The 25,240-nt window shown below is 73.0% G+C and carries 21 protein-coding genes and 1 pseudogene; 13 read left to right on the top strand and 9 right to left on the bottom strand.

What is annotated here, in order from left to right; genetic code table 11:
- Window positions 1–164 precede the first annotated feature (164 nt).
- Window positions 165–1,499 (bottom strand): ABC transporter substrate-binding protein, encoded by a 1,335-nt coding sequence (locus ACWGH0_RS28075; protein ID WP_453407040.1) that lies wholly within the window; start codon window positions 1,497–1,499, stop codon window positions 165–167.
- Between the two features lie 171 nt (window positions 1,500–1,670).
- Here ACWGH0_RS28075 and ACWGH0_RS28070 point away from each other — a divergent pair, with 171 nt between their 5' ends.
- Both ACWGH0_RS28070 and purU read left to right on the top strand, forming a co-directional pair.
- A complete protein-coding gene (locus ACWGH0_RS28070; RefSeq protein WP_453407039.1) occupies window positions 1,671–2,117 on the top strand; it encodes an SCO4402 family protein in 447 nt (148 codons plus the stop codon).
- 28 nt (window positions 2,118–2,145) lie between these two features.
- Window positions 2,146–3,036, top strand: coding sequence for a formyltetrahydrofolate deformylase (purU, locus tag ACWGH0_RS28065; protein ID WP_453407035.1), 891 nt, complete (start codon window positions 2,146–2,148; stop codon window positions 3,034–3,036).
- Here the strand turns inward: purU and ACWGH0_RS28060 are convergent.
- Both ACWGH0_RS28060 and ACWGH0_RS28055 read right to left on the bottom strand, forming a co-directional pair.
- A pseudogene (locus ACWGH0_RS28060) lies at window positions 3,034–4,278 on the bottom strand (zf-HC2 domain-containing protein); the annotation flags it as partial. The gene purU and the pseudogene ACWGH0_RS28060 sit on opposite strands and share 3 nt — an antisense overlap.
- Before the next feature lie 176 nt (window positions 4,279–4,454).
- Window positions 4,455–5,039 carry a sigma-70 family RNA polymerase sigma factor gene (locus tag ACWGH0_RS28055; protein WP_453407034.1) on the bottom strand — a complete coding sequence of 195 codons (585 nt, stop codon included), beginning with the start codon at window positions 5,037–5,039 and terminating at the stop codon, window positions 4,455–4,457.
- A 244-nt stretch (window positions 5,040–5,283) separates the two neighbouring features.
- On the opposite strand from ACWGH0_RS28055, the gene ACWGH0_RS28050 reads away from it, so the two are divergent.
- The gene (locus ACWGH0_RS28050; RefSeq protein ID WP_453407033.1) at window positions 5,284–5,658 is read left to right on the top strand and encodes an STAS domain-containing protein; all 375 of its coding nucleotides are present in this window, start codon (window positions 5,284–5,286) and stop codon (window positions 5,656–5,658) included.
- A 50-nt stretch (window positions 5,659–5,708) separates the two neighbouring features.
- Window positions 5,709–6,239 (top strand): EF-hand domain-containing protein, encoded by a 531-nt coding sequence (locus ACWGH0_RS28045; protein WP_453407032.1) that lies wholly within the window; start codon window positions 5,709–5,711, stop codon window positions 6,237–6,239.
- Here ACWGH0_RS28045 and ACWGH0_RS28040 read toward each other — a convergent pair.
- Window positions 6,203–7,810, bottom strand: a complete 1,608-nt coding sequence (locus ACWGH0_RS28040) for a class I adenylate-forming enzyme family protein (protein WP_453407031.1) — start codon at window positions 7,808–7,810, stop codon at window positions 6,203–6,205. The two genes, ACWGH0_RS28045 and ACWGH0_RS28040, sit on opposite strands and share 37 nt — an antisense overlap.
- Before the next feature lie 143 nt (window positions 7,811–7,953).
- On the opposite strand from ACWGH0_RS28040, the gene ACWGH0_RS28035 reads away from it, so the two are divergent.
- From ACWGH0_RS28035 to ACWGH0_RS28020, 4 genes are all read left to right on the top strand, one after another.
- Window positions 7,954–9,174, top strand: coding sequence for an amidohydrolase family protein (locus ACWGH0_RS28035; RefSeq protein WP_453407030.1), 1,221 nt, complete (start codon window positions 7,954–7,956; stop codon window positions 9,172–9,174).
- On the top strand, window positions 9,174–10,337 hold the full coding sequence (locus tag ACWGH0_RS28030) for an acyl-CoA dehydrogenase family protein (RefSeq protein WP_453407029.1): 1,164 nt from the start codon (window positions 9,174–9,176) through the stop codon (window positions 10,335–10,337). Before ACWGH0_RS28035 ends, ACWGH0_RS28030 begins: the two co-directional genes overlap by 1 nt.
- The gene (locus ACWGH0_RS28025) at window positions 10,337–11,257 is read left to right on the top strand and encodes an acyl-CoA dehydrogenase family protein (protein WP_453407028.1); all 921 of its coding nucleotides are present in this window, start codon (window positions 10,337–10,339) and stop codon (window positions 11,255–11,257) included. The genes ACWGH0_RS28030 and ACWGH0_RS28025 overlap by 1 nt, the downstream gene beginning before the upstream one ends.
- A 578-nt stretch (window positions 11,258–11,835) precedes the next feature.
- Window positions 11,836–12,303, top strand: a complete 468-nt coding sequence (locus ACWGH0_RS28020) for an ATP-binding protein (protein ID WP_453407027.1) — start codon at window positions 11,836–11,838, stop codon at window positions 12,301–12,303.
- 426 nt (window positions 12,304–12,729) lie between these two features.
- On the opposite strand, the gene ACWGH0_RS28015 is transcribed toward ACWGH0_RS28020, so the two are convergent.
- Window positions 12,730–13,656: a cyclase family protein gene (locus ACWGH0_RS28015; protein WP_453407026.1), complete on the bottom strand. Its 927-nt coding sequence runs from the start codon at window positions 13,654–13,656 to the stop codon at window positions 12,730–12,732.
- A gap of 84 nt (window positions 13,657–13,740) precedes the next feature.
- Here ACWGH0_RS28015 and ACWGH0_RS28010 point away from each other — a divergent pair, with 84 nt between their 5' ends.
- From ACWGH0_RS28010 to ACWGH0_RS28000, 3 genes are all read left to right on the top strand, one after another.
- Window positions 13,741–14,655, top strand: a complete 915-nt coding sequence (locus ACWGH0_RS28010) for an SDR family NAD(P)-dependent oxidoreductase (protein ID WP_453407025.1) — start codon at window positions 13,741–13,743, stop codon at window positions 14,653–14,655.
- Window positions 14,656–15,185: 530 nt separating this feature from the next.
- Window positions 15,186–16,322: an acyl-CoA dehydrogenase family protein gene (locus ACWGH0_RS28005; RefSeq protein WP_453407024.1), complete on the top strand. Its 1,137-nt coding sequence runs from the start codon at window positions 15,186–15,188 to the stop codon at window positions 16,320–16,322.
- Window positions 16,319–17,374, top strand: a complete 1,056-nt coding sequence (locus tag ACWGH0_RS28000) for an alcohol dehydrogenase catalytic domain-containing protein (RefSeq protein ID WP_453407023.1) — start codon at window positions 16,319–16,321, stop codon at window positions 17,372–17,374. The genes ACWGH0_RS28005 and ACWGH0_RS28000 overlap by 4 nt, the downstream gene beginning before the upstream one ends.
- On the opposite strand, the gene ACWGH0_RS27995 is transcribed toward ACWGH0_RS28000, so the two are convergent.
- The gene (locus ACWGH0_RS27995) at window positions 17,338–18,378 is read right to left on the bottom strand and encodes a GlxA family transcriptional regulator (RefSeq protein WP_453407022.1); all 1,041 of its coding nucleotides are present in this window, start codon (window positions 18,376–18,378) and stop codon (window positions 17,338–17,340) included. The genes ACWGH0_RS28000 and ACWGH0_RS27995 overlap by 37 nt on opposite strands.
- Before the next feature lie 134 nt (window positions 18,379–18,512).
- On the opposite strand from ACWGH0_RS27995, the gene ACWGH0_RS27990 reads away from it, so the two are divergent.
- Complete coding sequence (locus ACWGH0_RS27990) at window positions 18,513–19,718, top strand: MFS transporter (protein WP_453407038.1); 1,206 nt, start codon at window positions 18,513–18,515, stop codon at window positions 19,716–19,718.
- A gap of 118 nt (window positions 19,719–19,836) precedes the next feature.
- Window positions 19,837–21,153 (top strand): MFS transporter, encoded by a 1,317-nt coding sequence (locus ACWGH0_RS27985; RefSeq protein WP_453407021.1) that lies wholly within the window; start codon window positions 19,837–19,839, stop codon window positions 21,151–21,153.
- Here ACWGH0_RS27985 and ACWGH0_RS27980 read toward each other — a convergent pair.
- From ACWGH0_RS27980 to ACWGH0_RS27970, 3 genes are all read right to left on the bottom strand, one after another.
- Window positions 21,143–21,748 (bottom strand): flavin reductase family protein, encoded by a 606-nt coding sequence (locus ACWGH0_RS27980; RefSeq protein ID WP_453407037.1) that lies wholly within the window; start codon window positions 21,746–21,748, stop codon window positions 21,143–21,145. The genes ACWGH0_RS27985 and ACWGH0_RS27980 overlap by 11 nt on opposite strands.
- A gap of 88 nt (window positions 21,749–21,836) precedes the next feature.
- Window positions 21,837–22,667 carry an enoyl-CoA hydratase/isomerase family protein gene (locus ACWGH0_RS27975; protein WP_453407020.1) on the bottom strand — a complete coding sequence of 277 codons (831 nt, stop codon included), beginning with the start codon at window positions 22,665–22,667 and terminating at the stop codon, window positions 21,837–21,839.
- 258 nt (window positions 22,668–22,925) lie between these two features.
- Complete coding sequence (locus ACWGH0_RS27970) at window positions 22,926–25,160, bottom strand: acetate--CoA ligase family protein (RefSeq protein WP_453407019.1); 2,235 nt, start codon at window positions 25,158–25,160, stop codon at window positions 22,926–22,928.
- Window positions 25,161–25,240: the final 80 nt, after the last annotated feature.

The following is a 25,240-nucleotide window of genomic DNA, read 5'->3' as shown; positions in this document are numbered from 1 at the left end:
CACCCCCCTGCCGTCAGACGGGGGCCTCCGAACCGCGTAAAGCCGGCACGGACAGCCCACACCCCGTACAGCCGCGGGCGGACGTATATGGGGCCGGGCGCGTCGTACTCCGCGCCCGCCCCCTTCGCCGATGCGTCTCCGCCCCTACACCGTCCCGGCGCCGGTCATACGCCGGAAGGCGCGCGTACCAGCGTCTCGCCCACGTCCACGAAGCCCTCCTTCGCGGACACCAGACGCCCCTGCCGCACCACCTGGAACGTCACGTCCCTGTTGACGATGCGCGGGAGGTCCCGCGTCGCCAGCATGTGCTCCAGGCGCCAGCTCAGGGTGGGCGTCAGGCCGCCGGTGTCCACGCCCTCGACGTGGTTCAGTTCGCCGACCACGTCGGCCGCCGAGACGCTGTCCTTGTCGTCGTCACCGCCGCCCCGCGCGAGGGACTCCAGGACCGCCTTGAGCACCGTGTACGCGATCCACGTGGTCTGCACCCCGGGATCGGCCGGGTCGATGCGGTTGTCCGCGAAGGCGTGCTTGCGGATCACCTCGCGCATGGGGTTCCAGCGCGCGTCGCTCGCCACCGGGTACCAGCCCGTGACGTACGCCCCCTCGAACGGTCCGCTCTTGCCGCCCGTCCGGTCGACGAGCGGCTGTCCGACGCTTCCCAGGACCGACGCCACGGCGACCTTCCGCTCGGTCTCCTCCTCCAGCCTGCGGAACGAGTCGAAGAAGGTCTCCGTACGGTCGCCGAGCACCGCCGTGACGCAACCCTTGTCGCTCCCGTACGCGTCGAAGGCGCCGGCCCCCTTGAGCGCGTCCCGCGCACGCGCGGTGTAGTCGCTCGCGTCCTCCGCCGCCCGGATGTCGGTCGGGGCCTTGCGGGAGCCCTCGGCGAGACCGGCGCCCAGGAGTATCGGCAGGGCGTCACCCGCGACGGTGTCGGGCCGCACCAGGGCCACCCGCTCGCAGTCGCGGGCGAGCTGCTTGCCGTTGCCTGCGAGGAGGGCCGCCTGGCCGCCGTTGACGGGATAGGAGAGCACGCTGGCGAACTCGTCGTCGGAGGCTCCGTAGCCACCGATGTACGGGATGCCGGCGACCTCCAGCGGCGCCATGAAGGCCCGGCCGTGCTGGCTGTACGAGCCGACCACCGCGACGGCGTTCTCCCGTACGGCCTGCTTCGCGCACTTGGAGGCCCCGACGGTGCTGTTGTGCTCGTTGCAGGTGATGATCCTCAGCTCGTGGCCGGCGAGGCCGCCGTTGGCGTTGGCCCACCGGGCGTACGCCTGCGCCATGGCGGGCATGCCGGGCATGTTCGTGGCCGAGGTGCCCTGCGGCGCCCACGTCATCACGGTTACGGGCTCCCTGGATCCCCCCGAGATCCCAGGGAGCGTTCCGCAACCGGTGAGCAGCGACGCTCCGACCGCCGTCGCCGTGGCCGCGGCGATCGCCGCCGTGGCCTTCGAGAGCAAGGAGCGGGTGAGGAGGGAGCTGCGCCGTCCGGTCATGTGCATGCACGTTTCCCCCCCATGGGTAACGCGGGAGTGAGCATGTCTCAACGGGCAGTGACATCGAGGTGAATTACGGGGGGCCGTGTGCCTGTGCTGTGGGGGAACGTACGATCTGCAACCGTGCAAGGTTCGGTGAACTCTTCCCGTCGCGGCCGTCGCTCCCCCACCATGGGCGGCATGCCGCTCAATGACATGCCGTGGTGGCGCTGGCGCACGAATGTGCGATCGGCGCTGCACATGCTCTCCGACCCCGTCTTCCAGCGTGAGTGCTGGCTGGCCGGCGTCGAGGGCTACGGAGACGTGACAGACGCCGTGTACCGGCTGGTGGAGGACACCTGGCTGGACAACTGGTCGGCCGAGAAGTACGTCGGCACGATCTTCCGCGACCCGCAGGAGGCGTCGCTCGTCGACGTCGCCGTACTGCGCGTGCTCAAGATCATGCACCAGGTGGGCGCGGACGCGCCCGTGTCGGCGTACCTGGAGCACCACGCCTGGCCGGAAGCGGTGCGCGCGGCACGGGAGGCGCACGTACGTCTCGCGGTGAACGACGGGGAGGACCCGGACAGCGCGCCGCGCACGCTGGAGGTCATCCGGATCCTGACCAGGTCCGCCTGAGCCCGTCCGAATGTGAAATCCTCGGGGCATGAGCGACCCGCACCGCGCCCCTTCGTCAGACCGGCCCCCGACGGACCAGTACGTCCTCACCCTCTCGTGCCCGGACAAGCAGGGCATCGTGCACGCCGTGTCGAGCTACCTGTTCATGACCGGCTGCAACATCGAGGACAGCCAGCAGTTCGGCGACCCCGACACCGGCCTCTTCTTCATGCGGGTCCACTTCTCGGCGGACGCTCCGGTGACGGTGGAGAAGCTGCGGGCCAGCTTCGCCGCGATCGGCGACTCGTTCCGCATGGACTGGCAGATCCACCGCCCCGAGGAGCGGATGCGGATCGTCCTCATGGTCAGCAAGTTCGGCCACTGCCTGAACGACCTGCTCTTCCGGACGCGGATCGGCGCCCTGCCGGTGGAGATCGCGGCGGTCGTCTCCAACCACACGGACTTCGCCGAGCTGGTCGGCTCGTACGACATCCCCTTCCACCACATTCCGGTGACGCGGGACAACAAGCCCGAGGCGGAGGCCCAACTTCTCGAACTCGTACGTTCCGAGAACGTCGAGCTGGTCGTCCTGGCCCGCTACATGCAGGTCCTCTCGGACGACCTCTGCAAGCAGCTGAGCGGCCGGATCATCAACATCCACCACTCCTTCCTGCCGAGTTTCAAGGGCGCCAAGCCGTACCACCAGGCGCACGCGCGCGGTGTGAAGCTCATCGGCGCGACCGCGCACTACGTGACGGCCGACCTCGACGAGGGGCCGATCATCGAGCAGGAGGTCGAGCGGGTGGGCCACGACGTGACGCCCGAGCAGCTGGTGGCGATCGGGCGCGACGTGGAGTGCCAGGCGCTGGCGCGGGCCGTGAAGTGGCACAGCGAGCACCGCGTCCTGCTCAACGGCCGCCGCACGGTGGTCTTCGCCTAGCGCCGTCCGCGACGCCGCCGCGAAGAGGACATCGCGGATGGCCTCCCGGTCGCCCGTCTGACCGGCCGCCGCCTCCTCGGGCGGCACATGGCCGGAGGCGAGCCGGCAGAACTCGACGCCGTCCAGCGCGACGTGCGCCACCTGGTGGTCGGGGGAGCCGAGCGCCGCCGGGGAGTCGAGCGCGATGTACCAGTCGCCGCCACCGGCGCCCTCGATCTCCAGGTGCAGCGAGCGGCCGGGCGAACCGGCGGCCACCAGGCCCTTCGGCGGCGCCGCGAGACCTGCCCTGCGGCGGGCCGCCAGGGTCGCCGGGATCAGCCGCGCGGCCAGGTCGATCATGCTGTTCAGGTGCGTGGCGGCCGGCGGCTCGTACGGATAGTCCACCGCGTCCGCGATGTCGCCCGCGTGGACCCAGCACTCGAACGCCCGGTCCAGCAGCGCGTCGCGCAGGGGCAGCGCGAAGTCGCCGTACGAGACGGAGAGCTCCGCCGCGCCGCGGCCCGCGAAGGACGCCGTGCGGATCAGGTCGTGGCTCTGCCGGCGCCAGGGTTCGCGGACGGTCCGGGTGGGCGGGAAGCGGGAGCCGCGCCAGTACGACTCGGTGCGGTCCGACGGCGACACGGGACCCGAGGGGCCCAGCGGGTCGTCGAGGCCGAGGGCCTTCGACACCAGTCCGTCGACGGTCATGAGGTGGCCGATGACACCGGCCACCGTCGTCTTGCGGGTGGTCGCCTCCTGGCCCGCGAACCACTTGAGGCGTACCGGAGCGTGCCACTCCGAGTCGCCGATGTCCCGGAGCAGCGCGTCAAGGCGCGCCGTCTCGGCGTCGTACGGCGTGGCCCAGGCGGGCACGGGGATCCGCGCGGGCCTGCGGCCCAGGCAGCCGTCGAGCACGCGGTTGCGCAGCAGCGGGTCGAGGTCGAGGCTGCGGTCGGCGTGCAGCAGGCCGACCGCGTCCCGCAGGCGCAGGGCCTCGTCCGCGCAGGGCGCGCACTCGGTGAGGTGGTCCTCGACGGCCTCGGTCTCGTCGGCGGAGCACGCCGAAAGGGCCCAGGCGCCCAGCAGCGACTTGAGAACGCGGTGGGACAGGTCCGCGGCGGGCGGCTGGGCCCGGGGCGACGCGGACGAAGGCGCGGACGGCGGCCCGGCCGCCTGCTCCGGCGAGGGCGCCGGCGGGGGAGGGGTGCCGGGCGCCGGCTCCAGGACCTCGCGGTCGTCCGCGGCTGCTCTGGGGGCCGGTATGCGCGGAGCCCGGCCCTCCGGGCGCTCCCGTCCGCCGCCGGCTCCCGGGCCGTCGCCCTCGGGACCGCGCGGGCCGCGCGGCCCCTGTGGTCCATGGGGTCCCTGAGGTCCGTGGGGCCCCTGTGGTCCGTGGGGCCCACGAGGTCCATGGGGCCCATTGGGGCCGTGTTCGGCGTTCACCGGTGACGCTCCCCGAATCCGGGAGGGGACGACATGCCGTCCTGGCGGGGCGGGTTCGCCGTGGACAGAAGTTGCAGCCCGAGCCGCAGACGGCGGCGTGCCTCGTCCTCCGTGACGCCCAGGTCGGCGGCCGTCTGCCGGTAGTCCCTGCGCTGGAAGTAGGCGAGCTCCAGAGCCTCCCGCAGCGGCGCGGGCATCGACGTCACGATGTAGTCGGCGCGGGCGGCCGCCGAGGCCCTGCGGACCCTCTGCTCCAGAGCCTCCGAGGTGTCGTCGCCGTCCCGCGGCCCCGCCGACTCGATCTGCCGCAGGCGGCGCACCGCCTGCCGGTGCGTGAGACCGGCCACCCAGGACCTCATCGAGCCCTGCTTGGGGTCGTACGCGTGCGGATCCTCCCAGATCCGGGCGAAGACCTCGCGCGTGATCCGGCCGGCCGCCGCGTCGTCCTCGAGCACCCGGTGCGCCAGGCTGTAGACGAGCGACGCGAACCGGTCGTACAGCTCACCGAGGGCCGCGGCCTCGCCGCGCGCCAGGCGCTGCTGCATCCTGCGGTCCCAGCGGGGTGGTGCGTCCTTCGCCATGCGGCCCCCAGCCCTGTGCGCCTGCCCACCGTGTGCCTCTCGTCACTTTCTTCGAATGTAGTGCGAGCCGCTGACAAGCATGCGCCTTTACGGTAAGTGCGTCCGTGTTCCGGGCCAGGATGATAATGATCCGGTCCCTCATCAGGGGGTGTCTTTCCCGGCGCCGCGTTTCGTGGGGACGCGGTGGGGCAGCCGCGAGATGGAAGGACGACTTCCGCATCAGCAGAACGAAAGGTCCAGACGCGTGACGCTGAAGGTGATCGAGGCCGAGCACAACGCCTGGGCCGTACTGCACGTTTCGGGAGAGCTGGACCTCGTGACGTCGCCGGCGGTCCGCCAGCACGTCCACGAAGCGGTCGCGAACGGCCGCCACCGGGTCGTGCTGGACCTGTCCGAGGTCCTCTTCTGCGACTCAAGCGGGGTCGGTGTCATGATCGCAGCCCGCCGCCTGATGCATTCCTGCGGCGGTGACCTGCGGCTGATCCTGCCCGCCCACGGGGCGGTCGACGGTTCGCACGTGAACAAGGTCCTCGCGGCCCTCGGCGTACGGCGCCTCTTCGACGTCTTCCCCGACGTGACCACGGCCGCCGACGACGAGGCACAGGCCCTTTCCGCCTGAGAACCGGGAGAATTCCCCGGTCCGGCCGCCCACGTCGTACCCTCCCCCCTATGGACAGCGCAGAGTACGAGCGCAAGACAGCGGCCCGGTTCGCGAGCTTCGACCAGGACGGCAACGGCTACATCGACCGCGAGGACTTCAGTGCCGCGGCGGCCGCCCTGCTGGCCGAGTTCGGGACGACGGCCCGTTGCGACAAGGGGCAGTCGCTCTACGTGGGCGCCGAGGCGTTCTGGCAGGGCATGGCGGGCATCGCCGACGTGGACGGCGACCAGCGGGTCACCCGCGAGGAGTTCGTCACGGGGGCGGTCAAACGGCTGCGGGACAACCCGCAGCGGTTCGCCGAGATCGCCCGCCCGTTCCTGCACGCGGCGATCGCCGTCGCCTCCGAGGACGGCGGCACCCGGGTCACCCGGGAGGCCGCGGGGAGCGTGCTGCGGGTGCTGGGCGCGACGGAGGAACGGGCGCAGGCGGCAGTGGCCGCGCTGGACGCGGACGGTGACGGCCTGATCAGCGAGGAAGAGATCCTGGCCGCCTTCGCCGCGTACTACACGACGCCCGGTCCGGACGCCCCGGAAGCCTGATCCACCGGCCCCGGGCGCGCGCCCGGGGCCCCCGCGTAGCGTTCCCGCAGCTTGTACTTGAGGACCTTGCGCAGCGTCTCGTTGCGCGGCAGCGCGTCCACGACTTCGAGCTGCTCGGGCAGTTTGTGCACGGAAAGCCCGCGCGCCCGCAGATACGCCGTCACCTCCTCCAGGGTCAGCGGCGGGGCGCCCGCGGGCTGTTCGACCACGGCGCAGACCCGCTCGCCGCGCTCGGGATCGGGCAGGCCCACCACGGCCGCCTCGCCCACGCCCGGATGCCGGTGCAGCAGGTCCTCGATCTCCCTGGCCGAGATGTTCTCGCCCTTGCGGATGATGATGTCCTTCAGCCGTCCGGTGAGCACCAGATGGCCGCTCGGGGTGAGGTGCCCGACGTCTCCGGTGATCAGGAAGCCGTCCCGGTCGAATGCCTCGGCGTTCTGCGCCGGGTCCAGGTAGCCGCGGCACACGGCCTCGCCGCGCAGCCGCACCTCCCCGTCGGCGCCCGCGGGCAGGCGCGTGCCGTCCTCGGCGGTGACCCGTATCTCCATTCCGCGCGGCGGGCGTCCCTCCGTCGTCGCCAGGTTCTCGGCGGTGTCGTCCGGTGAGCCCATGGTGATCATCGGCACCTCGGTCATGCCGTAGCCGTGCGTCAGTTGGCAGCCCATCTCGCGTACGACGGCGTGGTAGATCTCCGGCGGCTTGGGTGCCCCGCCGCCGGCCAGCAGCCGGAGGGTGGGAACGACCCTGCGTGAGGGGTCCTTGCGCTGTTCCGCCAGGAACATCGAGTAGAAGGCGGTGGAACCGCCCGCGACCGTCACGCCGTGCCGGCGGTAGCCGTCCAGGGCGGCGGGCATGGCGAACTGCTCGAAGAGGACGGCGGGGAAGCCGTACAGGAGCAGCATCACCAGGTAGTCGGGGCCGCCGATGTGCGCGTACGGGAACGCGATCGAGCCGACGTCGTCCGCGGACAGCCGCAGCGCGTGCGCCAAGCAGGATCCGCCCGCGATCAGGGAGCGGTCGGTGTGCAGGACGCCCTTGGGGTCGGACGTCGTTCCGGAGGTCCAGTAGATCCAGCGCACGGCGGCGCCGTCGGAGGGCGGCGCGGGGAGCGTTCCCGGGTCCCCCTCCGGGACGTTCCCGTACGCCTCGAAAACGCCGCGCGCGCCGAGCCGGTGTGCCATCGCGGTGTGGTCGAAGCCGCGCCACCGCCCCGGTACGGCGAAGAACTCCGCCTTGGACTCCCGCAGCGCGAAGCCGGTCTCGCGCTCACGGTAGAACGGGATGACCGGCGTCTGCACGGCGCCGAGCCGGGCCAGCGCCACCGAGAGGAGCACCGTCTCGATCCGCGTCGGCAGTTGCCAGGCGACGACGGTGCCCGGGCGCACGCCCCGTGCGTACAGGCCGGCCGCGACCGTCTCCGCGCGGTCCCGGAGTCCGCCGAAGGTGAGGACCCGGTCGTCCTGGAGCAGTACGGGCCGCCGGGGCGTGAGCGCGGCACGGCGGTCGACGAGTTCCCAGAGGGTGCGGGAGGCGCCCAGCGCGTACGCGGTGTCGGTCGGGGTGTCGGTCACGGCAGGTCCCCTCATTGCTGACGGGTAGTCAGATTGCTGGGAGAGCGTAGGGCGCTGCGCCTTGTCGGTCCAGGGGTGCGGGGCTAGCCTGAGACCTGACGGGTCATCAGAAAGTCGGGATCGCGAACGCCGGAGGACACCCCATGGAACTGCCTCGGATCGTCAGCGTCGACGACCACGTGATCGAGCCGGCGCACCTCTTCGAGACCTGGCTTCCGGCGAAGTACCGCGACCGCGGCCCGCAGCCGCTGACCGCCGGGATCGGCGACCTCGCCTACGAGGCGGGCAAGTACCGGATCACCATGGACCCCGAGGGCCCGCCGACGGACTGGTGGATCTACGAGGACCTCAAGTTCCCGTACAAGCGCAACATCGCCGCCGTCGGCTTCGACCGCGACGACATGACCCTGGAGGGCATCACCCGCGCGGAGATGCGGCGCGGCTGCTGGGACCCCGTGGCGCGGCTCGCCGACATGGACCTCAACCACGTCGAGGCGTCCCTGTGCTTCCCGACGTTCCCGCGCTTCTGCGGCCAGACGTTCGCGGAGGCGCGCGACAAGGAGGTCGCCCTCGCCTGCGTGCGCGCGTACAACGACTGGATGGTCGAGGAGTGGTGCGGCGACAGCGGCGGCCGGCTGATCCCGCTGTGCATCATCCCGCTGTGGGACATCGATCTGGCCGTCGCCGAGATCCGCCGCAACGCGGCCCGCGGCGTACGGGCGGTCACCTTCAGCGAGATCCCCACGTACCTGGGTCTGCCGTCCATCCACTCCGGCCACTGGGACCCGTTCTTCGCGGTCTGCGAGGAGACCGGGACGGTCGTCAACATGCACATCGGGTCGTCCTCGCAGATGCCCGCCGCGTCCCCGGACGCCCCGCCCGCCGTGCAGGCCGCCCTCAGCTTCAACAACGCCATGGCGTCGATGACGGACTTCCTCTTCAGCGGCGTCCTGGTGAAGTTCCCCCGCCTCAAGCTCGCCTACAGCGAGGGACAGATGGGGTGGATCCCGTACGCCCTGGAGCGCGCGGACGACGTGTGGGAGGAGCACCGCGCGTGGGGCGGCGTACGGGACCTGATTCCCGAGCCCCCCTCGACGTACTACTACCGGCAGATCTTCTGCTGCTTCTTCCGCGACAAGCACGGCGTCGCCTCCCTGGACGTCGTCGGACGCGACAACGCCACCTTCGAGACCGACTACCCGCACGTCGACTCGACGTTCCCGCACACCAAGGAAGTCGCCCTCGACCACGTGAAGGGCCTCGACGACGAGACCGTCTACAAGCTGATGCGCGGCAACGCCATCCGCATGCTCTCGCTCGACCTGGACCGCGACCGCGTCCCCGCCGCCGGCCCCGCCCGCTGATGGACCTCACGTACACCGAGGAGGAAGAGGAGTTCAGGGCCCGCCTGCGCGCGTGGCTGGCGGCCACGCTGCCGGGGCTGCCGCCCCGGCCGGACCCGGCGGACTGGCCGGGCCGGCGCGCGTACGACACGGCCTGGCAGCGACGGCTGTACGACGCCGGGTACGCGGGGCTGCACTGGCCCGCCGACGCGGGCGGACAGGGCGCCACGCCCACCCAGCACCTGATCTTCCTGGAGGAGAGCGAGCTGGCCGGTGCGCCGTACGTGGGCGCGAACTTCGTCGGCCTGCTGCACGCCGGACCCACGATCGCCGCCGAGGGGACCCCGCGGCAGCGGGCCCGCTGGCTCCCGCCCATCCTGCGGGGCGACGAGATCTGGTGCCAGGGCTTCAGCGAACCCGACGCGGGCTCGGACCTCGCCTCGCTGCGCACCCGCGCGGTGCGCGACGGGGACGAGTACGTCGTCACCGGATCGAAGATCTGGACCTCGCACGCGGAGGTCGCGGACTGGTGCGAACTACTGGTCCGCACGCGAGCGGCCGGCCCGGACGTTCCCGCGCACCGGGGCATCACCTGGCTCGCCCTGCCGATGAACGCTCCGGGCGTCACCGTCCGGCCGCTGCGCACGCTCACGGGAACGGCCGAATTCGCGGAGGTGTTCCTCGACGAGGTGCGCGTTCCGGCCGCCCACCGGGTGGGCGACGAGAACGACGGCTGGCGCGTCACCATGGTCACCCTGTCCTTCGAGCGGGGCACGGCCTTCGTGGGCGAGGTCGTCGCCTGCCGGCGCACCCTGTGCGCGCTGGCGGCGGCCGCTCGCGGGAACGGCCGCTGGGACGACCAGGAAGTACGCCGCACCCTGGGCCGCCTCAGCGCCGAATTCACCGCACTGTGGCGGCTCACCCAGTGGAACGTCAGTGAGGCGCGGCACGCGGGGGGCGTTCCCGGGAACGGCGGTTCCGTCTTCAAACTGCGCTACTCGCACGCCCGCCAGGAGCTGTACGACGCCGCCGCGCTGGTGCTCGGCCCCGGCTGCCTGGACCGGGACCACGACTGGACCGCGGACCGGCTGTCGTCGCTCTCGTACACGATCGCGGCGGGCACGTCGCAGATCCAGCGGAACATCCTCGCCGAGCGCGTCCTCGGCCTTCCCCGGGGGCGCTGATGGACTTCCGTCTCACCGACGACCAGCGTGCGCTGCGGGCGGGCGTGCGCAAGCTCCTGGAGGGCCGCTTCGGACGGGAGCGGCTGCGGGCCGCCGCCGACGCGCCGGACGTACCGGGAGGCGCCCCGGGACCGGCCCTGGACCGCGCGCTGTGGCGGGAGCTGGGCGACGCCGGTCTCTTCGCGCTGCGGCTGCCCGAACAGGACGGCGGAGTGGGCCTGGGCCTCCCCGAGGCCGTGCTCGTCTTCGAGGAGGCCGGCCGCGTGCTGCTGCCGGGCCCCCTGGTGGCCACGCACCTGGCCGCGGGAACGGTCCCGGGAGCGGCCACCGGCGATACCGTGGTGACGCGGGTCGACGGCGGGCTGGTGGAGTGGCTGGACGAGGCCGACCACGTCCTCGGGGGCCCGGGGAACGCCGACGGGGCCGTGCCCGTACGCTCCGTGGACCCGCTGACGCCGCTGCACCGCATACCGGGCGCGCCGGACGGTTCCGGGGCGGCCCCGGGACCCGAGGCCGGCCTCGCCGCCCTGCTGACCGCCGCCGAACAGCTCGGCAGCGCCGGCCGTACGACCGCGGAGGCCGTCCGGTACGCGGGGGAGCGGGAACAGTTCGGCCGGCCCATCGGCTCCTTCCAGGCGGTCAAGCACCTGTGCGCGCGGATGCTCGTGCGCACCGAGACGGCGCGCGCCGCCGTGTACGGGGCGGCGGTCACCGGCGACCCGGTGGAGATCGCGGGGGCCAAGCTGCTCGCCGACGACGCGGCGGTCCGCAACGCGCGCGACTGCCTCCAGGTCCACGGCGGCATGGGGTTCACCTGGGAGGCCGACGTGCACCTGCACCTGAAGCGGGCGTGGGTACGGGCCGAGCGGTGGCCGACGGGACGCGAGGCGGCGGAACTGCTGGCGGCGGCGCTGCCGTGAACGGGGGTGCTGCTGTGGCGAATGGTGCCGCTGCGGCGCACGGTGCTGCTGCGGCGCACGGTGCTGCTGTGACCGCTGCCGGGCGGGCGCCGGGTGCCGGTGACAGCGACGCCGCCGTGACCGGTTGCGACAAGAAGCGCTACGTTCCGTGCGTTTCGTGGCTCTGGGTGGTCCTTCGGTCACGGCGCTCTGCGACTGGTGACCGATTACGGTGCGTCGATATCGGGTTGTGTCCTTCGCGTGACTCGTCACGGCCTGGAGTCGGGGTGCGCTCCGGTACTCTCCGTGGGATGCGAGTGGTTGTGATGCGCAGCTGTCCCGGCGTCGCCTCGGTGGTGACTCCGGGCCGCGAGATGTGCGCCGCTCGCGCCGTGCGGAGGCGCCGTGCGCGCCCCTGTTCGACTTCCCGCAGCGCGCGTCGCACAGTATGCACCACGCGTACTCCTTCGCGCTGGAATATGCCTGAAGCGCTTGTTGCGGTGACTGTACGTCAACCATGCTGTCTCGTAAGGGAATCACGTTCCGTGACCCTGTGGAGACGCGAGGCGATGTGTCCGCCGGTTCGGATGGTGTGAGCGGTGCAGGTGCTTCAGGTGCAGTTGGAGGTAGGGGCCGACCCCGCCGAGGTGGGGCGCGCCCGTCGGTGGGCGCGTTCGCGGCTCGCCGGCTGCGGGATAAGGGTCGACGAGCCGCTGGCCGAGACGCTGATCCTGCTCATCTCGGAACTGGTCACGAACGCGGTGGTGCACACGGGCTGTCCGGCCGTGCTGCGCATGCTCTTCGGCACCGCCGACGACGGCACGGTCCGCGTCGAGGTCGCCGACGCGAGCGCCCGGCCGCCGAAACCCCGGCACGCGGAGGGCGACGACACCAACGGGCGCGGCCTCGAGCTGGTGGACGGGCTGGCCGACCGCTGGGGCTGGCAGTCCGAGGGGGCCGGCAAGCGCATCTGGTGCGAGGTCGACCGGGGGGCGCCCGTGGGGGCGTCAGGGGCGTACGAGACGACGGTCTACGAGCCGTCGTGCGCTGTCACAAATAGCGCGTAATGAGTAAATCGCCCATCAGGTGTTGACGGTTGGTGATGCTCTGGTGACCCTTGGGTGAGGCGATTCGCTGCGAGGGGACGCCGAGGAACCGAGCCGCGTCCAGGGCGGCCCGGCCTTGGCGAACGCGGGTCGTGTTTCGGCGTCGGCTCCTCCGGGGGAAGCGGGAGGGGCAGGGCCCGTACGCCGGAGCCGGGTGGTGGCCCTCGTGCCGCGCTCGGGGCGTGCGCAAGGCGCCGCCGCCCGGCTGTTCGTCGTAGTGGCCCGGCCGTACGGCCCGACCGGCCGGATGTTCACCCGCCGTCGCTCGGCCGACACCTCTGGCGTCCGGTTGTGCGCCGCCGTTGCTCGGCCGACACTCCTGGCCGTCCGGTTGTGAACCGCCGCTGCTCGGCCGACACCCTGGCGTCCGGCGGCCGTTCCGGGCCGTCAGAGGATCGCCACCGGGGCGACCGGGGTGCCCGTTCCCCCGACGAACGGCTCCGGCATCGCGGAGAGCAGGAAGGCGTACCGGCCCTCCTCCGCGCAGGCCGTGGACAGTTCCTCCAGGTTCCAGTTCTGCCCCTGGAGCATGCCCATCTCCACCAGGTGGAGCGCGTGCACCGGCAGCCACAGGTTCTCGATCTCCGGCGGGAAGATCTCGAAGGTGAGGGTGTCGTTCGCGACCGCGGCGACGTCCCGTGCGTGGAACCACTCGGGCGTACGGACCGACAGGCCGGGGGACGGGTGGCCGTAGGCGTGCTTGTCGCCCGCCAGGTACGTCCGGATCTGCCCGGTCCGTACGAGGACGATGTCGCCGGCCCGGACCGTCGTACGCGCCAGATCCTCGGCGGCTGCCAGGTCCTCGGGGGTCACCGCGTGGTCTCCGGCCAGCCGGTCCGTTCCGCGCGCGCGTGCCACGTCGAGCAGCACCCCGCGCGAGACGACGTGCCGCGCCTTGTCGATGCCGCTGAAGCGGGACCGGGTGTGCGGCGTGATCGTGTCGGCCGGGCGGCCGTTGTAGATCCTGCCCGAATGGGAGACGTGGGTGAGGGCGTCCCAGTGGGTGGCCGCCTGGAGGCCCATGGTCACAGCGTCGTCGCTGGTGGCGACCGTACCCGGGCCGAACAGCTCCTGGTTGATCTGGCTCATCGTGTGGAGCGGGTTGACCCGGCCGGGGATCAGTCCCGTCTGCACGCCGTCCTCCTGGAGCGGAAGCGCGAGGGGCACGCGGCGGCCGGTGCGCACGGTGGCGGCGGCGGTGCGTACGACGTCGTCGGTGATCAGGTTGAGCGTGCCGATCTCGTCCTCGGCGCCCCAACGGCCCCAGTTGTTCACGCGCTTGGCGATGTCGTGGAACTCGGCCGGCAGTGACATGGGGGCCTCCTTGGGCTTGTGTCCGGGCGACTGGGTGCGCCTAAAATCTAACGGTCCGTCAGAAACCGCGGGAAGGGGCCGGTTGTGGGGAACTTCTTGGCAGGCAAAGTCGTGGCTGTCACAGGGGCGGGGCGCGGTATCGGGCGGGCGGTGGCACTGGCCTGCGCGGCCGAGGGGGCGCGGGTCGTCGTCAACGACTACGGCGTCTCGGTGGACGGCTCCCGGCCGGCCAGCGAGGTCGCCGAGGCGGTGGTGAAGGAGATCGAGGCCGCGGGCGGTCAGGCGGTCGCCGTCGCGGACGACGTCTCCGCCATGGCGGGCGGCCAGCGGATCGTCGACGCGGCCCTGACGCGGTACGGGCGCATCGACGGGGTGGTGTGCGTCGCCGGCATCCTGCGCGAGCGGATGCTCTTCAACATGGCCGAGGAGGAGTGGGACGCGGTCGTCGCGACGCACCTGAAGGGGACGTTCACGGTCTTCCGCGCGGCTTCGGCGGTGATGCGCAAGCAGGGCGGCGGGACACTGATCGGCTTCACCAGCGGCAACCACCAGGGGAGCGTCGCGCAGGCCAACTACAGCGCCGCCAAGGGCGGGATCATCTCGCTGGTGCGCAGCGCCGCCCTCGGACTGCACAAGTACGGGGTCACCGCCAACGCGGTGGCTCCGGTGGCGCGTACGCGGATGTCCGCGAACGTGCCGATGGAACTGGCGGAGATCGGGGAGCCGGAGGATGTGGCGGCGCTCGTCGTCTACCTGCTGTCCGAGCGGGCGCGGGCGTCCGGGATCACGGGGCAGGTCTACACGGTCGCCGGGCCGAAGATCGCGGTGTGGGCACAGCCTCGGGAACTGCGGGCGGCGTACGCGGAGGGCGGGGGGTGGACGCCGGAGCGCATCGCGGACTTCCTGCCGGGGACGGTCGGCACGGATCCCATGCCGATGCTGGAGCGGTTGTCGGCCATGGCGGAGGCGGCGGGGCGGGGAGCGCGGCCGAATGCGTGACGGTCGGCGGGGCGGGCTTGCGTCGGGGGGTGCGGCGGGGGTTCTTGTGCGGGGCGGGGGGTGCGGCGGGGGTTCTGGTGCGGGGCGGGTCGCCGGGGCTTCGGGGGCGGTGCGGGGCGGGGCGTGCGGCGGGGGTTCTTGTGTGGGGCGGGTCGCCGGGGCTTCGGGGGCGGTGCCGTCCCGTGGCGTCTCCTCGGGTGTCGAACCTTTCCGGTACTGCGGAGTGTTCGGGGTGGTTGCGTTCGACACCCTGCGGGGAGCGCCCCGGTACGTCCCCGCCTGCCACTGCCCGTTCGCGGCCCGGGTGGTGGTTGCCGGGCGAGCGCGAGTGCGCCGGTACGCCTGTGTTCGCGGCCCGGGTGCTCCGGTGCGACCCGCGGGCGCGGCTCGGGGTGCGGTTGTTCGGGTGAGTGGGGGCGTCCCGGTACGTCCCCGTCTGCCACCGCGCGTTCGCGGGTTGCAGTGGTCCGGGTGAGTGGGGTGTTCGGGGTGGGTGCCGGGTGTGAGGGCGGGTTGGGAGGAGGGGTGGCGTGGAGTTCGGGTTCGGGGATGGGGACGAGGCGTTCAGGGGTGAGGCGCGGGCGTGGCTCGCTGGGCGTTGTGGTGGTGGCGGGGGGCGGGGCTGGGAGCGGGAGCTTGGGCTCGGAGGGTGGATCGGGCTCGGGTGGGAGGACGGTGGGGCGTACGGCGGGCGGCGGGTCACTGTGACCCAGCAGGTCGTGTGGGCCGAGGAGTACGCCCGCGCACGCGCCCCGGCGCGGGCCGGGCACATCGGTGAGAACCTGCTCGCTCCCACTCTCGTCGCCCACGGGAGCGACGAGCAGAAGCAGCGCCACCTGCCCGCGATCGCGCGCGGTGAGGTGTTGTGGTGCCAGGGGTACAGCGAGCCCGGCGCCGGGTCGGACCTGGCCGGGGTGCGTACCTCCGCCGTGCGGGACGGGCGCGTGTACCGCGTCACGGGGCAGAAGATCTGGACCTCCCTCGCCCAGGACGCGGACTGGTGCTTCGTCCTGGCCAGGACCGGCGCGGGATCTGTGCGCCACCACGGGCTGTCGTTCCTGCTGGTGCCGATGGACCAGCCGGGGCGCGTCGACGTACGGCCGATCCGGCAGATGACCGGGACCAGTGAGTTCAACGAGGTGTTCTTCGACGGGGCCGTCGCCGAGGAGGTGGTGGGCGGCGAGGGCAACGGGTGGCGCGTCGCCATGGGGCTGCTCGCGGTGGAGCGCGGAGTGTCCACGCTCGTGCAGCAGATCGGCTTCGCGGAGGAACTGCGGGAGGTCGTGCGCGCCGCCCTCGCCGCGGAGGGCGTCGCGGATCCCGTCGTCCGTGCCCGGCTCGTGCGGCTGTGGGCCGAACTCCACACCATGCGGGCCCACGCCCTGCGGACCCTGGGCGCCTCGGGGGCGGACCCCGGCGCCCCCAGCGTCGCCAAGCTGCTCTGGGGCGGCTGGCACCGGCGCCTCGGGGAGCTCGCCGTGCAGGTGCGGGGCGCGGCCGCCGCGGTCGGGCCGTACGACTGGGACGAGGAGCGGCCGTACGTACTCGACTCCTTGCAGCGGCTGTTCCTGTTCAGCCGGGCCGACACGATCTACGGCGGCTCCGACGAGATCCAGCGGAACATCATCGCCGAGCGCGTGCTCGGCCTACCGAGGGAGCCCCGATGAGAGGTGTGGTGTTCGACGGCACGCGGGCGCTGGTCGTCGACGACCTGGAGATACGCGATCCGGGGCCCGGGGAGGTGCTCGTCGCGATCGCCGCGGCCGGGCTCTGCCACAGCGACCTGTCGGTGATCGACGGGACGATCCCCTTCCCCGTGCCCGTGGTGCTCGGGCACGAGGGCGCCGGGGTCGTGGAGGCGGTCGGCGCGGGCGTCACCCACGTCGGGCCCGGGGACCACGTGGCGCTGTCCACCCTCGCCAGTTGCGGGGCGTGCCCGGACTGTGGAAGGGGCCGGCCGACGATGTGCCGCAAGGCGATCGGGATGCCGGGGCGGCCCTTCTCGCGCGGCGGCCGGCCGCTCCACCAGTTCGCGTCCAACTCGGCGTTCGCGGAGCGGACTCTCGTCAAGGCCGTGCAGGCCGTGCGGATTCCGCCCGAGGTCCCGCTGACGTCGGCGGCGCTCATCGGCTGCGGAGTGCTCACCGGGGTCGGGGCCGTGCTCAACCGCGCCAAGGTCGGCCTCGGGGACACCGTCGTCGTCATCGGGACGGGCGGGGTCGGTCTCAACGTCCTCCAGGGCGCCCGGATCGCCGGCGCGTCGACGATCGTGGCCGTCGACACCAACCCGGCCAAGGAAGCGGTCGCCCGGCAGTTCGGGGCGACGCACTTCCTGGGTTCGGCCGCCGGGGACGCCGTACGGGAGATCCTGCCCACGGGCGCCGACCACGCCTTCGAGTGCGTCGGCAGCACGGCGCTGATCCGGCAGGCGATCGACCTGCTCGACCGGAACGGGCAGGCGGTGCTGCTGGGCGTGCCGGCCGCCACGGCGGAGGCCTCGTTCCTCGTCTCCTCGATGTACCTGGACAAGTCCGTCCTCGGCTGCCGGTACGGATCATCGAGCCCGCAGCGGGACATCGCGCTGTACGCCGGGCTGTACCTGCGGGGCCGGCTGCTGCTGGACGAGCTGGTCACCGGGACGTACCCCGTCGAGGACTTCGCGAAGGCGGTGGACGACGCCCGTCACGGGCGGGTGGCGCGCGGAGTGCTCACCTTCTGAGACCGCCCCCGGTCCGTCGTCGTGGCGCGGAACGTGCGGCGGTAGACGGTCGGGGGAACGCCGAGCGCCGCCTGGAAGTGCTGGCGCAGTGAGGCCGCCGTACCGAAGCCGGCGGCGCGGGCCACCTGGTCGACGGACAGGCCGGTCGTCTCCAGCAGGTGACGGGCCCGTTCCACGCGCTGCTGGGTCAGCCACTGTCCGGGGCTGATCCCTGCCTCCTCGCGGAACCGGCGCGTGAACGTCCGTACCGACATGGACTCCCGCGCGGCCATGTCCCGCAGCTGGATCGGCTCGTGGAGGCGGCCGAGCGCCCAGGCGCGGGCGGCCGTCGTGGTGGCCAGGCGCGGCTCGGGGACCGGGCGGCGCACGTACTGGGACTGGCCGCCCTCCCGGTGCGGCGGCACGACGGTGCGGCGGGCCACCTCGTTGGCGACGCCGCTGCCGTGGTCGCGCCGCACGATGTGCAGGCAGAGGTCGAGCCCGGCCGCGACCCCGGCCGAGGTCAGGACGTCGCCGTCGTCGATGAACAGCACGTCTGCGTCGACCCTGACCGAGGGGAACAGCCGCTGGAAGTGCTCGGCGGCCGACCAGTGCGTGGTGGCGGGGCGGCCGTCGAGGCAGCCCGCCGCGGCCAGGACGTAGCCGCCGGTGCAGATGGAGACCATGCGGGTGCCGGGGCGTACGAAGGCGAAGGCCGCCGCCAGGTCCTCGGTCAGCACGCCCTCCTCGTAGACGCGGCCCAGCTCGTACGAGGCGGGGACCACGACGGTGTCGGCGGTGGCCAGGGCCTCGGGTCCGTGCTCGACGGCGATGGCGAAGTCGGCGTCCGTGCGGACCGGTCCCGGCGGCCGCACGGAACACGTCACGATCTCGTAGAGCGGGGTGCCCGCCTCGTCCTTCGCGCGGCCGAAGATGCGGTGCGGGATGCCGAGTTCGAAGGGGAGCAGCCCGTCGAGCGCGAGGACGACGACGCGGTGCGGGGCGGCGGGGCGCTCCTCTGGCATGGGGCAGGCCTCCGTCGTCGTGTCCCGGGTCTTAACCACTGGCTGGTATAGACCTCCACCTGATACATGTCTGCGCTGTGACGGACAAGCGTTCAGCAGCCCAGGACATTCCCGAGACGGCTCTCGCCGGGCGAATGGCTCCCCCCAGCCCCTGGAACCGTAACTTCCGGCTCTTCTTCGTGGCCCGTACGGTCGCCGTCTTCGGCGACGGCATGGTCCCCGTCGCCCTCGCCGCCGGTCTGCTCGGCGCGGGCCGGCCCGGTTCGTCCGTCGGGTACGCGCTCGCCGCGTGGATCGGCCCGTTCGCGGTGCTGGTCCTGTTCGGCGGCGTACTCGCGGACCGCTTCACGCCCCGCCGGATGATGATCCTCGCGGACGTGCTGCGGCTGGCCGGCGCGTCGGTGCTCGCCCTGTCCTTCGCGGCCGGCGATCCGTCGGTGTGGGTGGTGTACGGGCTGAGCGCGGTCAGCGGTGTCGGCGCGGCGCTCTTCCAGCCCGGCGTCGCCTCGACCGTGCCGCGCATCGCCCACGACGTACAGCGGGCGAACGCGGTCCTGCGGGTGTGCGAGGCGCTCATGACCATGGCGGGCCCCGCCTTCGCGGGGCTGGTGGCCGGGCTTTCGGGCGGCGCGGGAGCGGTCTTCGCGGCCAACGCGGCGACGTTCGGGGTCAGCGGTGTGTGCCTGTTCCTGCTGCGGCTGCCGCCGGTCGGGGAGCCGGTCGAGCGCGGCTCGCTGGTGGCCGAACTGGTCGACGGGTGGAACGAGTTCACCTCCCGCACCTGGCTGTGGGGCGTCATCGCGATCTGGACGGTGTACGGGCTGACCGTGGCCGGCCCGATGCTGCCGCTGACGGCGGTCCTGGTGACCGAGGAGCACGGCGCGGGCGCGTACGGCGCTCTGATGGCGGTCAACGGGGCGGGCAGTGTCGCGGGCGGCCTGCTGGCCCTGCGGCTGCGGCCGGTGCGTCCGCTGGCGGCGGGGGCCGTGGCGCTGCTGGGCGTCGCGCTCAACCTGGTGGTGCTGGGGCTTGGGATGTCCGTACCGGCGCTCGGCATCGGTCAGTTCGCCGGCGGCGCGGCCTTCGCGTTCTGGCTGGTGATGTGGTCGACGACGGTCCAGACGCACGTCCCGCCCGACGCCCTGAACCGGCTCCACGCGTACGACGTGTCCGGCTCCCTGCTGATGATGGCGGCGGGCCGCGCGCTGGCGGGCCCGGTGGCGGAGGCGGTCGGCGCCGAGCGGGTACTGCTGGCGGGGGTGGCCGTGATGCTGGGCGTGGTCGCGGTGCTGCTGGCGGTGCGGCCGATCCGCGAGCTGCGGCGGGTGGACGCGGGGTGAGCGGGGCGGACCGGGGCGAAGGGAGGGGCGGGCCGGCCGCCTGCCGTGTCCCGATCCTTGCGAACCGTGGCTGCCGGGCCACTCGCCCGCCCTCCACAGGGGCCCGAAGCTGAGTGACGTGACCCAGACAACCGACGCCGCCGCCCCCGTAGACGCCGAGATAACCGGCCCGCGCCGGACCCGCCGCACTCTGCCGCACCGCGCGTGGTTCGTGGCCGCCGTCGCCTTCGTGACGATCATCGGCGGCGCCGCCTTCAACTCCCTGCCCGGCCTCCTGATCGAGCCGCTGCACGACAAACTCGGCTGGTCACGCGGCGAGATCGGCTTCGCCGTCTCCCTCGACATGGCGCTGTACGGCCTGACCGCGCCGTTCGCCGCCGCGCTCATGGACCGCTTCGGCATGCGCAAGGTGGTGGTCGCGGCGCTGAGCATGGTCGCCGCCGGGGCCCTGCTCAGCGTCTGGATGACGGCGAGCTGGCAGCTGATGCTCTACTGGGGCCTGCTCGTCGGCCTCGGCACCGGTTCGATGGCGATGGCCTTCGCCGCGACGGTCACCAACCGCTGGTTCGTCGAGCGCCGGGGCCTGGTCACCGGCGTGCTGACCGCCGCCGGGGCGTCCGGCCAGCTCATCTTCCTGCCGTTGTGCGCCTGGATCGTCACGGACCACGGCTGGCAGCCCGCCTCCGTCACGGTCGCCCTGGCCGCCCTCGTCGTGGTGCCGTTCGTCTGGCTGCTGCTGCACGACCACCCGGCCGACGTGGGGCTCGCCCCGTACGGAGGGAAGTTCGTCCCGAAGCCGGCGCCCCGCACGGGCGCGGCCAGGCGGACGGTGGCGGTCCTTCTCTCCGCGGCGCGGACGGGGCCGTTCTGGCTGCTCGCGGGCACGTTCGCGATCTGCGGGGCGTCGACCAACGGACTCGTCCGTACGTACTTCGTCCCCTCCGCCCACGACCACGGCATGCCGATCACCGCCGCCGCCTCACTGCTCGCCGTCATCGGCGTCTTCGACGTGATCGGCACGATCGCCTCCGGCTGGCTCACCGACCGCTTCGAGGCCCGCCGCCTGCTCGCCGTGTACTACGCGCTGCGCGGAGTCTCGCTGCTCTTCCTGCCGATGCTGCTGGCGCCGAGCGTCCACCCGCCGATGCTCTTCTTCATCGTCTTCTACGGCCTGGACTGGGTGGCCACCGTTCCGCCGACCCTCGCCCTGTGCCGCGAGCAGTACGGCGAGGACTCCGCGATCGTCTTCGGCTGGGTGCTCGCCTCGCACCAGGTGGGCGCGGCGGTGGTCGCCTTCGCCGGCGGTGTGGCGCGGGACGTGTTCGGTTCGTACGACGTGGTCTGGTACGCGGCCGGGGCGCTGTGCGCGGCTGCCGCGCTGATGTCCCTGGTCATCCGCAAGAGGCCGGCGCCCGCCGCGGGGCTCACGCGCTGAAGCGGCCGAACCTGCCCCGGTGGAACAGCAGGGGCTCGCCGTCGTCGCTCCCGCCCAGCGCCTCGACCCTGCCGACCACGATCAGGTGGTCGCCGCCGGTGTGGACCGCCTGGACGCGGCAGTCGACCCAGGCCGGCACGGAGTCGAGCAGCGGCGACCCGGTGACCGGCGCCGGCGCGTACCGGACGTCCGCGAACTTGTCCGCCCCGCTCACCGCGAAACGCAGGCACAGGTCGCCCTGGTCCGCGCCGAGGACGTTGACGCAGAAGACCCCGGCGCGGGCTATGCGCGGCCAGGTCGTGGACGTACGGGCCACCATGAAGGCGACCAGGGGCGGGTCGAGGGACAGCGAGGCGAAGGACTGGCACGCGAACCCGGCCGGGCCGCCGGGGCCTTCCGGGCCGGCGTGCGGGGCCGTGACGACCGTGACGCCGGTGGCGAAGTGGCCGAGTACGGCGCGGAACTCGGCCGGGTCGACCGGCGGCCGCTCGTCCGCGCCGACGGCCCGCAGGTCGGGGCGTGGCAGCGCGTCGTAGGGTTCGGCGGCCGTGGCGGCGCCGACCGACCTGAGGTATCGGACGACGGTGGCCGCCATCCCCGCGTGTCCCATCACAAGAATCATTGAAGCTGACGACCCGTCAGATGGGAAGGGTTCTGCCCGCCGCCGCCGGTCCGGTGCGCCCCTACAGGCCCCGGTACTTGGGGGTGCGGCGCTCCACGAAGCTCGCCACGCCCTCGTTCGCGTCCGACGTCGTCATGTTGATCTCCTGCGCGCTCGCCTCGGCCGCGAAGGCGGTGGCGCGGTCGACGTCCAGCGAGGCGTTGACCAGTTGCTTGGCGAGGGCGATCGACCGGGTCGGGCCTGCCGCCAGGCGCTCCGCCCACGCGCGGGCGGCGGCGGCCAGTTCCGCGTCCGGCACGACACGGTTGACCAGACCCATGCGCGCGGCCTCGGCGGCCGGTACGGAGTCCCCGAAGAACATCAGCTCCTTCGCGCGCTGCGGCCCGACGAGCCGGGGCAGCAGGTACGCGCCGCCGCCGTCCGGGACCAGGCCGCGCCGTACGAAGACCTCGATGAACCGGGCGGACTCGGCGGCCAGGACGAGGTCGCAGGCGAGAGCGAGATGGGCGCCGATCCCGGCGGCGGTGCCGTTCACGGCGGCGATCACCGGCTTCTCGCAGTCCAGCACCGCTGCGACGAGCCGCTGCGCGCCGAGCCGGATCGTACGGGCGACGTCCCCGGCCACCCGGTCGCCGTCGCTCACCGGTCCGGCGCGCAGGTCCGCGCCCGCGCAGAAGCCCTTGCCGGTGCCGGTGACCACGACGGCGCGCACGGCGGGGTCGGCGGAGGCGGCGGCGAGGAGCGCGACGACCCGGTCGCGCTGGTCGCGGGTGAGGGCGTTGAGGGCGGCGGGACGGTTGAGGGTGATCCACGAGACGCCGTTGTCGACGGCGTGCAGCACCAGCGACTCGACGGGCTCGTCGGCGGCGTCGCGGGGAGAGTCGGTCGTCACGTGCGGCTCCTGGGGGACTGGGGCGAGTGGCGGTCCACCCACGCACCCGTCCTCGAACGCCGGACGGGCCGCGGGTGGTGGGGCGGGTGTTCCAGGGGCGGCGAGCAACCGCATCCGGCAGGGGCCCGGGCCGGGCGCGGCCGCATGGCCGGGAGTCAGACGCGGCGGGCTACTCCGAAGGACGCGCCCGGCGGGCGTCCGGGGCGCGGGGCCTGCCCCGTTCCGGAAAGGGCGGGGTGGGGAACAGGGCCGCCCTCCTCACCGGCACACCGCCAGCGCGTCCAGGGCCACCGCTCCCTGCCCCCGGGGCAGCACCATCAGCGGGTTGACGTCCAGCTCCGACAGGGTGTCGCCCAGCTCCAGGGCCATCCGCTGGACCCGCAGCACGACCTCGACCAGCGCGTCGACATCGGCCGGCGGCGCCCCCCGTACGCCCCCCAGCAGCGCGTGCCCGCGCAGTTCGGTGAGCATGGCCCGCGCCTGGTCCTCGCCGAAGGGCGGCACGCGCACCGACGCGTCGCGCAGCACCTCCACCAGTACGCCGCCCAGCCCCACCGTGACCGTGGGCCCGAACAGGGCGTCCTGCGTCACGCCGACCATCATCTCGACGCCCCGCTCCACCATCTGGCACACCAGGACGCCGTCCAGCTCGATCCCCTCGTACCGCGCGATGTCCGTCAGCTCGCGGTACGCGTCGCGGATCTGGCTGGCGGAGGTCAGGCCGACCTTCACCAGGCCCAGGTCGCTCTTGTGCGCGAGCCGGGGACCGGACGCCTTCATCACCACCGGGTAGCCGACCAGCCCGGCCGCCCGGACGGCGGCCGCCGCGCTGGTCACCAGCTGCTCGCGCGGCACGCGGATGCCGTACGCCCGCAGCAGCTGCTTCGCCGCGTGCTCGCTGAGCTGTTCGCCGGGCCGCAGCAGCGCCTGCGCCTTGCGGAAGGACGGGGAGGGCGTGCGCGGGGCTTCGTCGAAGGGGGAGCGGTAGGAGGCGGTGAAGCGGTGGTGCGCGAGGTAGGCGCGTACGGCCGAGACGCAGTTGCCGAACGTACGGAAGGTGGCGACCCGCGACGATCCGAGCAGCGTCTCCCGGTACGCCGCCTCCGTGCCGACCGGCGAGCCCCACACCACGCACACCAGCTTGTCGGTCGCCTCGGCCGCGTCGGCCAGGTCCTGGGCGAGCCGGTCGCTCATCGGCGGGAAGGGCCCGGTGATCGGGCAGACGAGGACGCCCACCGCCGGGTCGGCCAGGATCGCGTCGATGATTTTGCGCCCGCGCCAGTCGCCGACCGGGTGGCCGCCGTTGTCGACGGGGTTGGCGACGTTCAGGTACTCGGGTATCCACTGGTGCAGCTCGGCCTGCTTGGCGGCCGAGAGCTCCGGCAGCCGCAGCCCCGCCGCCGTCGCCAGGTCCGCGAAGTGCGCGCCCGTACCGCCCGAGATGGAGTGCACGGCGACTCCGTCGGCCACCGGTTTCCTCGCCCTGGCCAGCAGGGCGGCGGTGTCCTGGAGTTCGTCGAGCCCGTCCACCCGGATCACCCCGAACTGCCGCATCGCCGCGTCCACCACCTCGTCCGCGCCGGTCAGCTTGCCGGTGTGCGAGGCGGCCGTACGGGCGCCCCGCTCCGTGCGGCCCACCTTCACCGCGACGACGGGCACCTTGGCCCGGGCGGCCCGGTCGGCGGCGAGCAGGAAGGACCGGCCGTCCTTGAGACCCTCGACGTAGCAGGCGATGGCGCCGACCTCGGGCCGCTGGGCGAAGTACGCGATGAAGTCGGCCGTCTCCAGGTCGGCCTCGTTGCCGGTGGGCGCCCAGTGGGAGAGGCGGACACCGAGCTCCTGGAGGGCGTGGAGGGGGCGGCCCTGGTGGCCGGACTGGGTGATCAGGGCGATGGCGGGCCCGTCGAGGTCGTCGCGGAACCGCTCGAAGGCGTTGAGGTTGGTGTTCGGACCCAGCAGCCGTACGCCGGACCGTTCGACCGCCGCGGCCAGCCGGGTCTGGGCGACGAGGCCGGCCTGGCCCGTCTCGGCGAACCCGGACGCGAAGGCCACGGCGAACCGCACCTTCGCCTCGCCCAGTTCCTCGATCAGCGGGACGGGATCGGCGACGAGCAGCACAGCCAGGTCGACCGGTTCGGGCAGGTCGCGGACGGCGGGCACGCACGGCAGCCCGAAGACGGACGCGCGGGTCGGGTGCACCGGGTGCAGCCGGGCGCCGACCCGCTCGGCCCAGGCGATGAGCTGCCGGGTGATCCCGGTGTTCGGCCGGCCCTCGGTGTCGGAGGCGCCCACGACGGCCACGGACTCCGGTCGGAAGAACCGGTCCAGGTCGGGCACGTCGGCATGCAGGGGCCGACCGCTGACGTCGAGGTCGCCGGCCGCGACGGCGGTGGGGGTCGCCGTGTCGTGGACGGCGGCGTGCGGCGCGTCACCGCAGGCCACGACGCGGGCGCGGAGGTCGGTGGTCAGGGTGCCGTGGGTAGATCCAAGCATGTCTCAGCCCGCTCCTGCTCGTCGGCCAACGTAACTGACGCGTAGTCAGATTACTGAACTGACGGCTCGTCAGGAACAGT

Source organism: Streptomyces sp. NPDC054887, from assembly GCF_053610585.1.
Note: the sequence above shows the minus strand (reverse complement) of the source record. Positions and strands in the feature narration are given on the sequence as shown.

Coding starts and splice junctions, on each gene's coding strand:
- ACWGH0_RS27995 (WP_453407022.1), bottom strand. CDS start 18,378: ATGCCAGAGGAGCGCCCCGCCGCCCCGCACCGCGTCGTCGTCCTCGCG.
- ACWGH0_RS27980 (WP_453407037.1), bottom strand. CDS start 21,748: ATGGCGGCCACCGTCGTCCGATACCTCAGGTCGGTCGGCGCCGCCACG.
- purU (WP_453407035.1), top strand. CDS start 2,146: ATGAGCGACCCGCACCGCGCCCCTTCGTCAGACCGGCCCCCGACGGAC.
- ACWGH0_RS28000 (WP_453407023.1), top strand. CDS start 16,319: ATGAGAGGTGTGGTGTTCGACGGCACGCGGGCGCTGGTCGTCGACGAC.
- ACWGH0_RS28015 (WP_453407026.1), bottom strand. CDS start 13,656: ATGTCACTGCCGGCCGAGTTCCACGACATCGCCAAGCGCGTGAACAAC.
- ACWGH0_RS28025 (WP_453407028.1), top strand. CDS start 10,337: ATGGACTTCCGTCTCACCGACGACCAGCGTGCGCTGCGGGCGGGCGTG.
- ACWGH0_RS28070 (WP_453407039.1), top strand. CDS start 1,671: ATGGGCGGCATGCCGCTCAATGACATGCCGTGGTGGCGCTGGCGCACG.
- ACWGH0_RS28045 (WP_453407032.1), top strand. CDS start 5,709: ATGGACAGCGCAGAGTACGAGCGCAAGACAGCGGCCCGGTTCGCGAGC.
- ACWGH0_RS28055 (WP_453407034.1), bottom strand. CDS start 5,039: ATGGCGAAGGACGCACCACCCCGCTGGGACCGCAGGATGCAGCAGCGC.
- ACWGH0_RS28035 (WP_453407030.1), top strand. CDS start 7,954: ATGGAACTGCCTCGGATCGTCAGCGTCGACGACCACGTGATCGAGCCG.
- ACWGH0_RS27990 (WP_453407038.1), top strand. CDS start 18,513: ATGGCTCCCCCCAGCCCCTGGAACCGTAACTTCCGGCTCTTCTTCGTG.
- ACWGH0_RS28075 (WP_453407040.1), bottom strand. CDS start 1,499: ATGACCGGACGGCGCAGCTCCCTCCTCACCCGCTCCTTGCTCTCGAAG.
- ACWGH0_RS27970 (WP_453407019.1), bottom strand. CDS start 25,160: ATGCTTGGATCTACCCACGGCACCCTGACCACCGACCTCCGCGCCCGC.
- ACWGH0_RS28030 (WP_453407029.1), top strand. CDS start 9,174: ATGGACCTCACGTACACCGAGGAGGAAGAGGAGTTCAGGGCCCGCCTG.